General features: G+C 44.0%; 11 protein-coding genes. All 11 read left to right on the forward strand.

The window, feature by feature from the left end:
* The first annotated feature begins 3 nt into the window (after positions 1 to 3).
* The 11 genes from ACFQWC_RS20005 to ACFQWC_RS20055 all read left to right on the forward strand — a co-directional run bounded on the left by ACFQWC_RS20005 (position 4) and on the right by ACFQWC_RS20055 (position 16740).
* Positions 4 to 912: an ROK family protein gene (locus ACFQWC_RS20005; protein ID WP_377108913.1), complete on the forward strand. Its 909-nt coding sequence runs from the start codon at positions 4 to 6 to the stop codon at positions 910 to 912.
* Positions 905 to 1513, forward strand: a complete 609-nt coding sequence (locus tag ACFQWC_RS20010) for a YesL family protein (protein WP_377108914.1) — start codon at positions 905 to 907, stop codon at positions 1511 to 1513. Before ACFQWC_RS20005 ends, ACFQWC_RS20010 begins: the two co-directional genes overlap by 8 nt.
* A 17-nt stretch (positions 1514 to 1530) precedes the next feature.
* Complete coding sequence (locus ACFQWC_RS20015) at positions 1531 to 4227, forward strand: alpha-mannosidase (RefSeq protein ID WP_377108915.1); 2697 nt, start codon at positions 1531 to 1533, stop codon at positions 4225 to 4227.
* A gap of 6 nt (positions 4228 to 4233) precedes the next feature.
* Positions 4234 to 5547 carry a glycoside hydrolase family 125 protein gene (locus tag ACFQWC_RS20020; RefSeq protein ID WP_377108916.1) on the forward strand — a complete coding sequence of 438 codons (1314 nt, stop codon included), beginning with the start codon at positions 4234 to 4236 and terminating at the stop codon, positions 5545 to 5547.
* 13 nt (positions 5548 to 5560) lie between these two features.
* On the forward strand, positions 5561 to 8710 hold the full coding sequence (locus ACFQWC_RS20025) for an alpha-mannosidase (RefSeq protein WP_377108917.1): 3150 nt from the start codon (positions 5561 to 5563) through the stop codon (positions 8708 to 8710).
* A 152-nt stretch (positions 8711 to 8862) separates the two neighbouring features.
* On the forward strand, positions 8863 to 10632 hold the full coding sequence (locus ACFQWC_RS20030; RefSeq protein ID WP_377108918.1) for a sensor histidine kinase: 1770 nt from the start codon (positions 8863 to 8865) through the stop codon (positions 10630 to 10632).
* A 3-nt stretch (positions 10633 to 10635) separates the two neighbouring features.
* Positions 10636 to 12123, forward strand: coding sequence for a response regulator transcription factor (locus tag ACFQWC_RS20035; RefSeq protein WP_377108919.1), 1488 nt, complete (start codon positions 10636 to 10638; stop codon positions 12121 to 12123).
* A 163-nt stretch (positions 12124 to 12286) separates the two neighbouring features.
* A complete protein-coding gene (locus ACFQWC_RS20040) occupies positions 12287 to 13225 on the forward strand; it encodes an ABC transporter permease (RefSeq protein WP_299744349.1) in 939 nt (312 codons plus the stop codon).
* A 32-nt stretch (positions 13226 to 13257) separates the two neighbouring features.
* A complete protein-coding gene (locus ACFQWC_RS20045; RefSeq protein ID WP_377108920.1) occupies positions 13258 to 14223 on the forward strand; it encodes a carbohydrate ABC transporter permease in 966 nt (321 codons plus the stop codon).
* Positions 14224 to 14287: 64 nt separating this feature from the next.
* Positions 14288 to 15748 (forward strand): ABC transporter substrate-binding protein, encoded by a 1461-nt coding sequence (locus ACFQWC_RS20050; RefSeq protein ID WP_377108921.1) that lies wholly within the window; start codon positions 14288 to 14290, stop codon positions 15746 to 15748.
* A 110-nt stretch (positions 15749 to 15858) separates the two neighbouring features.
* Positions 15859 to 16740 (forward strand): ROK family protein, encoded by an 882-nt coding sequence (locus ACFQWC_RS20055; RefSeq protein ID WP_341357109.1) that lies wholly within the window; start codon positions 15859 to 15861, stop codon positions 16738 to 16740.
* The last annotated feature ends 18 nt before the right edge of the window (positions 16741 to 16758 follow it).

Genomic DNA, 16758 nt, shown 5'->3' on the forward strand with positions numbered 1-16758 from the left:
GAAATGGAGTTTCTATTAACCATTGATATCGGGGGGACCTTTATCAAACTTGCGCTGATTTCGATTACAGGTCAGCTTGTTGAGAAAGAAGAAGTATCAACCCCACAATCAATCGAAGAATTTAGTGACGTGATCGATCAGTATTATAAGCGCATGAAGAAGTATTCTTTGATTGGCATAAGCATTAGCAGTCCGGGAAGTGTGACGGACACTGGACATGTCTTAGGCTACAGTGCTGTGCCATTTATACATGAACATAATGTCAAACATTTGCTCAGTAAGAGGTATGGGTTGCCGGTTTTCATGGAGAATGACGCCAATTGTGCCGCCCTTTCAGAGCTTTGGAAAGGGGCGGCAAGAGAATGTGAAACGTTCGCCTGTATCGTATGTGGCACGGGAGTTGGCGGGGCTCTTGTTATGAACAAGAAACTCGTCAAGGGAGCCAATCTTCATGGCGGCGAATTCGGCTACTCGATTTTAGCAAGTGACACTCATGAAAATGTTTATGAGACATGGAGTGAGATGGGTTCATCCTCTGCCCTTTCAAGAAGGCTGAAGCATCAACCCCCTTATTTCGAAGGGTGGACGGGACCGCGGGTATTTGAACAAGCTGGCAAGCACCATGTAGAAGCTCGGAAATCATTGGATTCCTTTTTTTCTACCCTCGCTATCGGGATCTTCAACATCCAGTACATAGTGGATCCCGAGAAGATTTTGGTAGGTGGAGGCATCACGAGACAGCCTGATTTTTTAGAAGAGCTGGAGCAGCGAATGGACCGGTTATTGGAAGCGAAGCCTATTGCCAAGGTACGGCCCTCCATCTCTTTGTGTCACTATCTGGATGAAGCTCAATTAGTTGGAACTGCATATGGGTGGCTGAAAGAATACAGAAAGGATGATCTTCGTGTTTAGTCGACTGGGAGATTTGTTTACAGATGCGAGCCTGTGGATTTGGAAGACGATTCAACTCAATCTTACTTGGTTCTTACACATAGTAATGGGTGGTGTGGTATTGGGGATCTTTCCTGCCACCGTTTCGTTATTTGCCATTACGAGAAAGTGGTTGCAAGGTGGACGGGATGAACCTTTCTTCAATGAATACCATCATTATTACAAACGGAATTTCTGGAAGGTTAACAGTCTGGGCTGGATCTATTTTAGTGTAGGTCTGTTCTTATCAGTGGATCTCTATCTTGTTACTCAACTAAAAGGCATCATGGCTTTATTCAGCACGGTGCTCATTTTATTCATATGTATCCTGTATCTATTCTCATTTCTATATTTCTTTCCCTATTACGTTCATTTTGATCAGTCGTTTAAACATTACCTGTACCAGCCGTTTATTATGACGATCATTAGCTTCAAGCAGAACCTCATCCTTTCCATCGGCTTAACGATGGTAGGATACCTGATTTATCAAATGCCCGGGTTGATTCCTTTTGCCCTGGGTGTCATGCCTGCCTATTGGGTGATGAAAGTATCGATGAATCGCTATAAACAATTGCACATCTAAATGATTGGAGGAGAGTCATGATGAAGAACAAAACCGCTCATATTATTTCTCATTCCCATTGGGACCGGGAATGGTATATGTCACTCGAGGAACACCGTTATTACTTAGTCAAGCTGTTTGATGATCTATTAGAGCAATTGGCACAAGATCCGGGTTTCCACAGTTTTCACCTGGATGGCCAAACGATTATGGTCGATGACTACCTGCAGGTGCGTCCTGATAAAGGAGAAGAAGTCAAACGATATATCCGTGAAGGACGTTTGATCATCGGTCCTTGGTATATCTTGCAGGATGCATTTCTTACGAGCTCTGAAGCGAATGTACGGAATTTGCTTTATGGAATGAAAGATACGAAGAAACTCGGGCAAGAGGGGACGCTGGGATATTTCCCTGATACCTTTGGGATTTACGGTCAGGCCCCGCAATTATTACAGCAGGCAAACATTGATGTGGCTGCTTTCGGTAGAGGGGTGACACCGACAGGGTTCAATAATCAGGTTCATCACAATGATGAATTCTCTTCCCCATATTCAGAAATGAAGTGGCAGGCTCCCGATGGCTCGAATGTATTGGGGATCTTATTTGCCAATTGGTATTCCAATGGAAATGAAATACCTGCCGATCAAGGGGAGGCTGAAGAATTTTGGAAAAAGAAGCTTTCAGACGCGGAGAAATTTGCTTCGACTTCCCAATTGTTATTTATGAATGGCTGTGACCATCAACCTCTGCAAAAGGATATTGTGGAAGCCATTGCGACGGCCAATGAGCTCATAACGGGCGTCACATTCAAGCATTCAAGTTTCAAGGAGTATATAGACGTGGTGAAGAAGGAGCTGCCGGATGAGCTTCAAACCATTCACGGGGAACTCAGGAACCAAAAAACGGATGGATGGTCGACCCTTGTGAACACGGCCTCTGCGAGGATCTATTTAAAGCAGGCGAATGACCGCTGTCAGACCCTATTGGAGCGAGTTCTGGAGCCGATCGGGATACTGGTAAAAGACAAAAAGCTTCACCGTGATTTTGCGGAATTTTATTGGAAGATGCTGATGGAGAATCATCCTCATGACAGTATTTGCGGATGCAGTGTAGATAGCGTCCATCGGGAAATGGAGACCCGTTTCGAGAAGGTTGAGAAAGGGGTTATGAGATATGTAACGGAGCAGGCGCGTGAGATTGCATCGGGTATCTCCACAACACATCATCACCCCGACGCGATTCCCCTTATTCTGTTTTTCACGGATGGAAAACCTTCTACACGGGTCATTCGGGAAAAAGTGATGGTTCAGAAAATCTATTTCGATGAACTGGATTTTCGTCAGATTCCGAATAAGTTGAAAAGCATTCCACTCCCTTCGTTTGTCATGGAGAGAGGGGATGGTTCAACGATCCCTGTCCATGTGAAAGAAAAGGGTATCTCATTCGGTTACGACCTCCCTGGAGATGGATTCAGAAAACCTTATTATGCGAAGGAAATAGACATAACCTTTGCATTAGAAACCTCGATTCATATTGGGTATGAAACGTGTTATTTAGTACCTGTTGAGGATGCGCCTCATGAGGAGAATCTTATGTGGCATGCATCAGAACATAAGCTTGAAAATGAGCATATGTGCGTGACCGTTCATGAGAACGGAACCTATTCACTTTTGGACAAACAAACGGGTTTTCATTATAAAAACCTTGGTATGTATGAGGACGTGGGGGATATCGGAAACGAGTATATGTTCAAAGCAAGCAGTGATGGTATCGCCTACACAACGAAGCAGCAAACTGCTTCTGTGAACATTGTAGACAATAACCCCTATCGTGCATCCATAGAAATCGAGTCCAGAATTTTTGTACCGAAGCAAGCCGATGAAACACTGGAATGTGAGCGGCAGGACCTGGTCTGGCACCCAGATCGTCAAGCGGGACGACATGAGGAAGAAGTGGTTCTGACCTTTAACACATTGCTCATTCTCGAAAAGGGTTCTAAAGGGCTGAAGGTCGAAGTGACAATGGACAATCAGGCAAAAGACCATCGTTTGCGTGCACTGTTTCCCGTTGGAACAGGGAATCAGTATCACTTTGCCGATAGTGTGTTTGAAGTGGTGAAGCGGCCAAACCAGCCGGAAAGTCAGTGGATCAATCCGGCTTTCGATCACCATATGCAAAGGTTTGTCAGCTTGAATGACCACGAGAAGGGGTTGACGATTGCAGGGAAGGGTCTTCATGAATATGAAATCGTCGACGGGAAATCCATTGCGGTCACACTGCTCCGTTCCGTTGGGGAGCTCGGGGACTGGGGGGTGTTTGAAACACCGGAAGCACAGTGCCTTGGTCTTCATAAAGCGGAATTTATGGTGATCCCCCATCGAGGAAATGTTATAGAGTCACGTGCTTTCAAGGATGCCTATCACTATCCATTGACTCCGACTGTTGTTCAAGTTGAGCAAAGCCGAGGGAGAAATGAACAGACTGGCAATCTACTTAAATGGTCAGGTGATGCTTTAACCTTGACTGCATGTAAGCCTGCAGAAGAAGGAAAGGGGACCATTGCAAGGTGGTTCAACCCGACGGATGAACCGCAGGAACTGAGAGTGGAGGGAGATGAAGTCTATCTTTCTACGATTCTGGAAGAGAAGAAAGACCTTCTTGGACTCGGAAACGCAGTGAAGATCATCCGCCCTAAAGAAATTATCACTGTTTTAATTCAAACTGACGAGGAGTGATTGAACATGAGTGAAAAAGTGATACCAGCATCGTTTCAAACGATTATAAATAAAGTAAAGTCGGCCTATAGCCATGATCCGGAAGTCTATGAATTATTCGAAAACTGCTTCCTGAATACGTATCAAACGACATTGAAGAAGGATGAGGATGGAATCTTTGTGATAACGGGTGACATCCCGGCCATGTGGCTCCGGGATTCATCGGCCCAGGTACGTCCCTATTTGGTTCTTGCGAAAGAAGATGCGGAGATTGCCGCTATGCTGAAAGGGGTCATCGAGCGCCAATGGAAGTATATTCTTCTGGACCCTTATGCGAATGCCTTCAACCGGGCGGCAGACAATCAAGGTCACCAGGCCGACCGTACGGAGATGACTCCTTGGATCTGGGAACGTAAATATGAAGTGGACTCCCTCTGTTATCCCATTCAATTGACGTACCTTTACTGGAAGGCAACAGGAGACGGGAGCGTGCTGAATGATCAGCTCAAGGAAGTGCTGACGGTCATCCATGATGTATGGAAAGTGGAACAGAGTCACGAGGCAGAATCTCCGTATCTCTTTGAACGGGAGAACTGCCGCGTATCGGACACTCTCCTGAGGGAGGGAAAAGGCGGGTACTCCGTGAAGACCGGTATGACTTGGTCGGGATTCCGACCTAGTGATGACGCTTGTTTATATGGATATCTTGTGCCTGCCAATATGTTCGCTGTGGTTGTACTGGGATATGCGAAGGAAATGCTTGAGGAAATGAAAGAAGATCAGCTCGCTCGTCAAATGGAGCAGCTTTCGGTTGAAATCAAGAACGGTATCGAAACATTCGCTAAAGTGGACCATCCAGTCTTCGGGGAAATCTATGCGTACGAAACCGATGGGGACGGACGATACAACTTGATGGATGACGCCAACGTACCAAGCCTGTTGGCCATCCCGTATCTTGGATATACAGATGCTTCTGATGAAACGTATGGAAATACCCGTAAGTTCATTCTAAGTCGCCAGAACCCATACTTCTATGAAGGGAAGAAGGCGGAAGGAATCGGAAGCCCCCACACACCTGATCATTATATCTGGCATATCAGTCTGGCCATTCAGGGAATGACGGCGACTTCTAAAGAGGAAAAAGGAAGGATCCTCGAGATGTTCAAGAATACACACGCATCCACCCTCTATATGCATGAGGGCTTCGATGCCGATCGTCCGGAAGAGTTCACTCGTTCTTGGTTTGCGTGGGCCAATTCCATGTTTAGTGAATTCATTCTAAGCGAAATCGGGATTTTCGTACCGGAAAGTCCATTGGCACGTATCCGTAAAAATTCTTGAATGGAGGTTCCATATGTTTTATCCTATCCAAAAGCTAGAAAACAGATTGAACGAGTTGGATCGCCTGCGATACCGGGGTATAAGGGGCATCGACTCTTTCCGTCTTCATGAGCCCCCAAAAGGAAAAGAGAACATTTTCCCTGAAGGCTATTCAGATCAAACGATGACCGTAAACGATACCTGGTCAGGAAGGGACAAATATCTGTGGCTGAATACGTCCCTGTCTATCCCGGAAGAATGGGAAGGAAACAAGGCTGTCCTCTTCCTTGATCTGGGAAGGACAGGGGGAGGGAACAACTCAGGATTCGAGTCCCTCCTCTATGTGAACGGGAAGCCGTTCCAAGGGGTCGATTCCAACCATAAAGAAGTCATCCTGCCTGCATATGACTCCCTCGATATCTCCATACAGCTTTGGTCAGGACTGGAAGGTGGCGGTCAGCCTGCTGACCAGTATTACCGGTTAAAGGAAGCCTGGTGGGGATACCTTGATGAGCAAGTGGATGACCTCTATTTCAAGTCCAAGGCGATACTGGATTCTATTAAGCAGCAAGATGAGAACGACCCTGCTCGTACCAACCTTTTGGCCATCCTTAACCGGGCATTCCGTGAGATCGACTGGTCGGACAGGGATAGTGAGGCCTTTTATCAAACCCTTTATGCTGCCCGTTCTGTCCTGTTACAGGAAGTGGATAACCTTCCCAAGCATTCGGATGTATCCATTCATGCCATCGGCCACTCCCATATCGACCTTGCCTGGCTGTGGCGTACAAAGCACACGAAGGAAAAGGCAAGGAGGACATTCTACACAGTCCTAAGGTTGATGGAACTTTATCCTGACTACACTTTCCTGCAAAGTCAACCTCAGCTTTACGAATGGGTCAAGGAGGAAGACCCGGAATTGTTCGAAGCGATCAAAGAGAAGGTCGCCGACGGTCAGTGGGAGGTGGAGGGCTCCATGTGGGTGGAAGCCGACTGTAACATTCCGTCCGGTGAATCCTTCGTCCGGCAGCTTTTATATGGGAAGAGGTTTTTTGAGAAAGAGTTCAATAAGAAGACGCGGACATTATGGCTTCCTGATGTATTCGGCTACAGCTGGTCCCTTCCGCAACTATTAAGGAAATCCGGCATTGATACGTTCATGACGACGAAAATCAGTTGGAACCAATACAACCGGATGCCCCACGATACCTTCCAGTGGAGAGGGATCGACGGATCGGAAATCCTGACCCATTTCATTACGACGCCTGAACCGGGAAGACCCGCGGACTCATGGTTCTATACGTATAACGGGCTGATTACGGCTGAAACCGTAAAGGGCATTTGGGAAAAGTACCGTGATAAAGACTTGAATAAAGAACTGCTCCTGGCATATGGATACGGAGATGGAGGCGGCGGCGTCAACCGTGAGATGATTGAAATGAAACGCCACCTCGATACCGTTCCAAGCATGCCGTCCGTAAAGTCTGTCAATGCCCATGACTATTTCGAGAAACTTCATGATACCGTCGGGAAATCCGATCAGTACACTCATACGTGGGATGGGGAATTATATTTGGAGTATCACCGGGGTACGTATACCAGTCATGCGAAGATGAAAGAAATGAATCGCAAGCTGGAATACGGGTACCGTGAAGCGGAACTTCTCTCTTCCTGGAACAGTGCTGTGAATGGATGGGATCACTATCCACAGGCGCTCCTTGAAAAAGGATGGAAGATGATTCTGCTCAATCAATTTCACGACATCATCCCGGGTTCTTCGATTACGGAAGTATATGAGGATGCCCATCAAGATTATGAAAAAGCTTCTGCCATCAAAGATACGATTATGTCCTCTCAAGAGAACCAGATCTTCGATGGGGATAAACATTGGTCATTCCTCCATCCACATCAATATACATCATCGGTCCTCGTCACCGTGCCTGAATCCAATGGTGTTTATGTGCTGGATGGGAAAAAGGTCGAGACCCAGACTCTGTCTAATGGTGATACCCTCGTCCTGGTACCTGAAACGAAGCCTTTCTCCTATCATACACTCAGTTTGGCAGGGAAGGGGGAGAAGGAAAAGGGGATGTTAAGTAACATTGACTTGAATGAAAGAAGATGGGAAACACCGTTTTATCACATCCGCTGGAATTCAAATGGTCACATTACAAGTCTCTTCGATAAAGAAGAGGGGAGGGAGATGATTCAGGAGGGAGCAGCGGGCAATGTGCTGAAACTCTACGAAGACAAGCCGCTCGCCCACGATGCCTGGGACATCGACCTGTACTATGTGGAGAAATCGACACCTATTGATTTCCTAAAGGAGTGTACTATACTTGAAAATGGACCATTAAAAACAACTGTGGCATTCACATGGAAAACTCCGCAGATGGAGATTTTCCAGAAAATCCACTGTTATACTCATACAAAACGCATCGACTTCGAGACAGATATCGATTGGACGGCCAGACAGCAGCTTCTCAAAGTGGAGTTTCCAGTTAGCATCCGGTCCACCGAAGCGATTTACGATATCCAGTTCGGAAACGTCAAACGCCCAGCCCATTGGAACACTTCTTGGGATATGGCGAGATTCGAGTCGGTTGGTCATAAATGGGCGGCACTCAGCGAACCTTATTATGGGATCTGTTTAATGAACGATAGTAAGTATGGCTACTCGATTAAAGATAATGTCCTTGGCCTTTCTTTACTAAAAGGTCCTGTATATCCAGACCCCAAGGCGGATATAGGGCATCACCATTTCACCTATTCACTGTATCCTTTCGCTGGACAAACGTCCAAGCATGATATAGAGCGGGAATCCACTTACCTGAACACACCGTTTCGGATCGTCCAGGGAGAAGTCCGATCAGGGTTTCAGGAACCCTTTCTGTCAATTTCCGGCCATGGCGTCATCATCGACACGGTGAAAAAAGCGGAAGATCGTGAATCCCTGATTGTCCGTCTTCATGAAATGGAGGGTGCACGCTCGTCCGTCACCGTCACCAGCTCATTGCCGTTAAGTGCATGGCGGGAAATCAATCTTATGGAAGATGAAAGCATCTCGGATTTCAATGAAATCCCATTATGTTTGACGTTCAGTCCTTATGAAGTCAAGACGATTGAAATCGCGATAAAGGGGCAGAACTCTGGGCGTCCCAATTGGAGTGAACCACGGTTATAAGCAGATCGTTGTTCCGGCACCCATCAGGGAAGTCACCATCATCCGGACAGGACCACCGGATTTGCCCATTTGATCAAATCGCAGGTAAAGAACAGGGAACAGGCGCTTTCAGGCTGCTGTTCCCCTTTTGCCTTATGTTAGGGGTTACATAAATGAAAGCGTTCCTATTTTTCAAACGAATAAGCAAGAGAATGTTCTATCGGGTGTTTTTAACCTATTCCCTCATCATTTTCCTTACCATGTCTACCTTGTTTGTCTTTCTATCAGAATACTACTCTGACTTTATCGTTCAGCGGGAAATTGATAGACAAGAAGCGGTGATCGATGAGATCAAATCGGACATACATGCCAAGCATCAATTCGTCAGTCAGGGTATCCGTCAGCTTTATCAAGAAGAACGGTTGATTGAAGATTTGGCTTTCGCGTTACAGCATGACTACCAAGAATACATCGGCTATCGTTTAGATAAATTCTCAAGCAGTGATTCCTTTGTTCCTTATAATTTCGATATTTATGTGAAGAACTATTTTTCCAGAGATCCAGAGTCCGTCGCCTTGCAAGTTCGAAATGAAAATTTAGGAACAGAATATATGTACCTGTTTGATCATAGTAGGTGGAATCAACATAATCAACCTCAAGAAGACACGGGCGTGATGGTAGAAAACCAACCCCTTTCCAAGGAAACGTATGTCGTGCCCAAAGATATGTATGTTGTGGAAGAACAAATAAACGATCCCGTTTCCATGGACCGGTTGGGAAAAGTACGGGTCTTTTTCAGTTATGAGAATATAGATCGGTTATTATCACTGAAAGAGACCCCTTCCAAAGGATCTTTCTTTATTACAAATATGAAAAAAGAACTCTATTATTCTTATGGAAATGCTCCTGAAAAGCTTCTAAAGGATTTATCCTATCGTGCGGTTCAAAAGAAAATAGACTTGGATGAGCGTTACTATATTCAATCCTCCATCGAGCCGACGAGTCAGCTCATGATCACCGCTGTCATTTCAGAAAAGGAAATGGCCCAGCTCCTTACCTATAAATCAACCATTCTTTCTATTATGGTTTTGTTGACCGTTTTGTCTATTTCCCTTCCTTACATCGCATTGCGTGGCTACTCTAAACGAGTGGATGAGATTCTTAGTAAGATGAAGGAAGTACAAGAAGGGAATTTATCGGCAAGAATTATCACCGCGAATGTAGATGATGACCTAACAGATATATCTCACACCATTAACGAAACATTGGATGATCTAAATGACTACATTGATCGAGTCTACTTATCCAAGTTGAAACAAAGAGAAGCGGAATTGGCCAACCTTCAGGCGCAGATTAATCCCCACTTCTTATACAACACACTGGAAGCCATACGGATGAAATCATTGGCCGAGGGTGGGCGGACATCGGCCAAAATGATTGTCCAACTGGCTCAGTTATTTCGCTATTCATTGAAAACAGAAGACCTTGTCAAGGTTGAGAACGAAATCAACCATGCACACCAATATATTGAATTATTTAAAATACGATTTCAGAATCAGCTCATCAACGATTTCCACGTAGAAGATAAAGTGAAGGATTATTATATGCCTCCATTTGTCTTACAGCCCTTGATTGAAAATTACTTATTGCATGGATTCAGGAGGGATATTGAAACCAACCAACTAACGGTCTCCATTTATGCGGATAGAGGTACCCTTTTCATAAACATAGAAGACAATGGAAGTGGCATTGAGCAGAAAAAGTTGGAGGATATCAAAGCAAGGCTGAAGCAGGAAGAAGGAAACTCCGATTCCATCGGATTGGGAAATGTTCACAGGCGCATTCAATTAAAGTATGGTTCCGATTATGGGGTGGAAATCCGTAGTCTGCCTCATGTCAAAACTTCCGTCACGGTTAAATTACCGCTAATAAGTGAGGTGTAGAAAGTGATTAGAGTTATGCTGGTTGACGATGAACCGCTTATTCTTGAAGGATTGAAGTATATACTCGATTGGGAAGACCTCGGATTTACCATTGTAGCGACAGCAAAGGATGGCCTGGAAGCGCTCAAGCTATCCAGGGAAGTGGAATTTGATGTATTAATCACTGATATCAAAATGCCCGAACTAACCGGCCTGGAGTTGATCGAGAAGATAAACAAGGAAAAAGAATCGATTAAGTCCATTATTCTTTCAGGCTTTCAAGAGTTCGACTTAGTGAAAAAAGGCCTGGAACTTGGTATTGAGAATTACCTGTTAAAGCCCATTAATGAAGAGGAGCTCTTGTCTACCATCCTTCATTTGAAAGAAAAAATAGACCGGATATCGCTAGAAGAAGAGTCTATCCTTATCCTCAGGGATCACTCCATTTGGAGGTGGCTGATGGGAAAAATGACGGACAATGATTTTAAAGAAAGAATCTCGTTCTACCCAAGGGTCAATATTCAAACACCTCTTCGTCTGGGTTTGGTAAAAACTGAATTGGAAGAAGCGATACACCTCCAGAAAACGATCGAGGAAGAAACGAGTACATTGGCGGTCACGACACCTTCAGGGGATATTCTGCTTATATGGTCTGAAGAGTCTTTTGAAGCAGAGAAAGCGGAGGTCTCCTTGATTGTTGAACATGAGTGTAACGGGAAAGAACACGTTGTTGTCATGAGTAGAAGAGTAGATGTCATCGATGATGCCCAGAAGGTGTTCAGGGAGTTAGAAATGGCGTGTGAATTGAAGATGCTGCTGCCGGATCAAGATCATCGTATAGCAGAGGAAATGCACCTGAAAACGTCAACATCGGACAAGCAGACGATCAACTATTTGAAACCGGATATTCTGGAGCACTTAGCGAATCAGGAATATGATGCTGTTCGGAAATATTTAAGTGGGACCTTCACTCAGCTTGAACAGGATAAAGAGGTATTCATTATTAAAAGCATGATGCTGGAATATTTCTTTCAGATGAAAAACAAGTTTCTGATTTCCTTGGAGTATACTCAATACGTTCAATTAATCCATCAGATCCTTTACCTTCATGGCAAGGAAGACGCCCTTGCCATCATGGATCAGTGCATCAGGTACATTGAACAGGAGGATAGTGGAGAAGAGAGGAAAAGTCCAATTATTCAAACGGTTCTTACGTATATCCATCAGAACTACTCTGAAGACATGTCCTTGAAAACACTCGGTCATCGTTTTCACATCAACCCTATCTATTTAGGACAATTATTTCAGAAGGAAGTCAAAGATTCGTTCACCAAATATCTGAACCATCTGAGAATTGACAGGGCCAAGAAACTCTTGATGACTTCACATGAAAAAGCGGGTCATATCGGTAAAAAAGTAGGTTATACAGATGCTACTTATTTCTATAAACAGTTTAAAAAATACGAACGTGCAACCCCTTCCGAGTGGAGGAAACAACATTCACAGGCATGAGAAAAAGTCTCTTTTTAAGAGGCTTTTTTTCATAGTTTCCTGAAAATATAGTTTATTTTCAGGATTGTATTTATTTTGACCAGTAAATCTAAGATATCTCAACTTTTTATCATGTAAGGGTTTTCATATAATTGACGTATAGAGTTAAGAAAGGAGGAAAAACATGAGCAGAGTCAATCGATTTGTTAAAAATGTGTACGATAACCGCATATGGCTATTCATGATTTTACCAGGGTTCATATGGCTCATTGTCATGAAATATATTCCCATGTTTGGGCAGATCATTGCATTTAAGAACTTTCGGTTTCACCCGGATGGCTTCTTTGCCAGCGTATTTCACAGTGAATGGGTGGGATTCGAAAATTTTCAATTCTTGTTTAGTACAAATGATGCGTTTGTCATAACGAGAAATACCTTACTCTATAACATCCTCTTTATCGTAGTCGGACTGATCTTATCTGTAGCCGTAGCCATCATATTAAGTGAAATCACGAAGCAGAAATTAGCCAAAATCTATCAGACTGGAATGTTATTTCCTCATTTCTTATCGTGGGTGGTAGTGAGTTACTTTGTATTTGCCTTTCTAAGTGTAGACAAAGGATTATTTAATAGTGTTTTGGCTTTCTTTCATATTGAGCCCGTTTCGTGGTATAACGAACCAAAATATTGGCCTTATTTCATCACCGTCATCAGCCAGTGGAAAGGCGTAGGATTCAGCAGTATTGTGTATCTTGCCGCTATTGTCGGTATCGATCGTACGCATTATGAAGCTGCGATGATCGACGGAGCCAATAAGTGGCAGCAGATCCGTCACGTCACCATCCCGATGATCATGCCGCTCATTGTCATATTGACGATACTGAATATTGGCAGCATCTTCAGTGCCGATTTCGGGTTGTTCTATCAAATCCCCCGTGACTCAGGTCCCCTTTACTCTGTAACGAATGTTATTGATACATATGTTTACCGGGGATTGATGACAATGGGAGATATAGGAATGAGTACAGCGGCTGGTTTATACCAAGCAACCGTTGGATTTATCTTGATTCTACTAACGAACTATATTGTGAGAAAGATTGATGAGGATAATGCCTTGTTCTAAGAAAATAAATTAGAGAGAAAGGAGAGTACTAGATGGAGACATCTACTAATGTCACGACGAGTTACCAGAAGGAAACAGATAAGAAAAAAACGAAGAAAAAAACGTATAACCCTTATGGATTTTCAGGTAAGACGAGCATCTTCATGCATCTATTGCTTGGTACCTTCGCCTTTCTATGTATCTTTCCGTTTTTATACGTGATCATCATTTCCCTTAGTAATGAACAATCTTTAGCGGAAAATGGTTATCAGCTTATTCCGGAACAGTGGAGTTTAGAGGCCTATAAATATTTATGGGAAATGAAGGCCCAGGTTATAAGAGCTTATGGTGTAACGATCTTAGTTACGGTATTAGGTACGTTCATCAGCGTGACGGTCATTGCGTTATACGCCTATGCGATATCAAGAAAACAGTTTGTATTCAGAAAGCAATTTACGTTTATCGCCTTTTTTACGATGCTATTCAGCGGAGGAATGGTTCCATTCTACATCGTGATGACCCAATTCCTTGATCTGAAGAATTCGATGTGGGCCTTGATTCTCCCAATGGCGGTCAATGCTTTCTACATCATTATCATGAGAACGTTCTTCCTAAGATCCGTACCGGAAGCCATTCTTGAATCGGCCCGCATCGACGGAGCAGGAGAGTGGAGAATTTTCTTAACCATTGTGCTGCCGTTATCAGTTCCAGGGATCGCAACCATTGCACTATTCAATACCCTAGCGTATTGGAACGATTGGTTCAACGCTCTCCTTTTCATTGACGATCCGAACTTGATACCATTGCAATCTCTTCTAATGCGGATTGAGAACAATATGGACTTTATTAAACAGAATGCCATGCTTTCAAACCAAAACAGCTCAATCCTGGAATCAATTCCACAAGATTCAGCCAGGATGGCCATGGTGGTGATTGCCACTCTTCCGATTGCTTTATCGTATCCGTTCTTTCAGAAGTACTTTATAAAAGGACTGACTATTGGAGGAGTAAAAGATTGATCGTATTCATAGAAGGAGAACAATTCCTTTTTTGATAGAGCAACTATATTAAACGAACTGGGGGATGGAAATGAAAAAAGTAGGGGTACTTTCACTTGTATTGGTGCTGCTTATGGGGATGCTGGCAGCGTGTAGCGGAAAAAGTTCAAACGGGGAAACATCAGGTGACTCCACCGATGATCATGTTACTCTGACCTGGTATTTAATCGGAACTCCGCAAAAAGATGTTGACGATGTCATGAAAGAAGTGAACAAGTACACGAAGGAAAAGATCAACACGTCGATCGACCTGAAACTCCTGGATTGGGGAGAGTATAATGACCGGATGCAGGTGATCACAACTTCCGGGGAAGAGTATGATATTGCCTTCACAAGCTCATGGGCCAACAATTACGCGTTGAATGCAAGAAGGGGAGCCTTTGTTGGATTGAATGAGTTAATGGATGAATACGGGAAAGACATGAAGAAACTAATTGATCCGGCATTCCTTGAGGGAGCGAAGATCGACGGGGAACTTTATGCAGTACCGACGAATAAAGAAGTAGGTCAGCAAGCTGTCCTTTCCTTTAATAATGAACTGGTGAAAAAACATGGACTGGATATTTCAAACGTGAACTCCATTGAAGATCTGGAGCCACTGCTCGCTGTCATTAAAGAAAAAGAAAAGAATGTCACACCTATTGCCACATTTGATGCGTATCTTCCTTTCGACTCCATCCTTCAAGAGGAGTTGCCATTTGCCTTCCGTTTGGATGGGAACACGGATGAGGTTGTGAACAAATACGAAGAAGATATTACGATGGAAACGTTAAAAACGATGCATGAATATTATAAAAAAGGCTATATCCAAAAAGATGCAGCAACAAGCACAGACTCATGGCCACTGGAAACGGCTAACTGGTTCGTCCGTAAAGAAATTTATCAGCCATACGCAGAGGCCATCTGGTCCAGATCAGCAGGATATGAAATCGTGACGAGAGAACTTCATGAACCGTATATCTTCAATAATTCGGTCACGGGTTCCATGCAAGCCATTTCAGCCACTTCTAAACACCCGGAAAGAGCCATGATGTTCTTGAATCTATTAAACTCCGACGAATATTTAAGGAACTTGCTTGATAAAGGGATCGAAGGGGTTCACTACGAAGAGAACGAAGATGGAACGATCAAGGACTTGCCTGCTCGAGTTGAAAACTATAACATGCCGAGCTTTGCCATCGGGAATCAGCTGATCCTGAAGCTTTACGAAGATGATCCGGCAGACAAATGGGACGCATTTGAAGAATTCAATGAAAGCGCAAAAGCGTCTCCGGCACTTGGTTTCTACTTTGACTCCAATCCTGTTCGAACGGAAATTGCAGCAATCTCGAATGTCACAAGTGAATTCTCTCCTGCCTTGTTGAAAGGTGCTGTAGATCCTGAAGAATACTTACCGGCTTTCAATAAAAAGCTGGATGAAGCCGGAATGCAAAAAGTACTGGATGAAATTCAAAAGCAATACGATGAGTGGAAGAAGGAACAGTAGAAGCGCTTCATACTAGGAGCATCTGATTACGTGATGAGCAGCAACAGTAAATAATTTGAAGAGAAGGGTTCATACAAATGGGAACCCTTCTTTCAGTTGGAGGGAGAGCCATGTTATATGGTGCAATAGAAGCCGGTGGAACGAAATTCGTTTGTGCCGTCGGGAATGAGAAGGGGGAAATCATCAGCAGGACGGTCTTTCCGACTCAAGATCCTGAAACAACATTAGGGAACGTCTACTCATATTTTTCAGACTACACGTTAACTTCGATTGGAGTGGGCTGCTTTGGTCCAATCGAATTAAATAAAAACAAGGCAAATTTTGGGCAGATTTTAAATACTCCTAAACTTTTGTGGAAGAATTTCAATATCTATCAAGCCCTCTCCTGTCACTTTTCTGTCCCTGTTTTTGTGGATACAGATGTGAATGCAGCTGCATTGGGAGAATTTCATACAGGAGCTGCACAGGATTCTGACAGTTGTTTATATATAACCGTCGGAACGGGTATCGGAGCGGGATTTGTCCAAAATGGAAAAGTGTCTAAGGGACTCTTCAATACCGAAATGGGCCATATTTATGTACCTGTGCATCCGGAAGATCCTTTTGAAGGCGGTTGTCAGTATCATGGAAATTGCTTAGAAGGCATGGCTTCTGGTTCGGCTATCCTTACCCGATATGGAAAGAAAGGATACGAGTTGGAAGAGGTGAAGGCAGTTTGGGAGCTTGAGGCCTACTACCTGGCCCAAGCCATCGTAAACTACAGCTTGATCCTCGCCCCAGAAAAAATCATATTGGGCGGGGGGGTCATGAAGCAAACCATCCTTTACACACTCATTCGAGAAAAAGCAGCAAAACTTCTTAACCACTATGTCCAAATAGACGACTTCGAACAGTATATTGTGCCTCCCCAATTGAATGACAATCAGGGAGTGATCGGCTCGCTGTTGTTGGCTAAAAGGGACATGGGGACAGGCACCCTGTCCCAAAAATGAAAGAGACGAGGGGATTCC

Source organism: Rossellomorea sp. GCM10028870 (genome assembly GCF_042666755.1).
Classification (GTDB): domain Bacteria; phylum Bacillota; class Bacilli; order Bacillales; family Bacillaceae_B; genus Rossellomorea.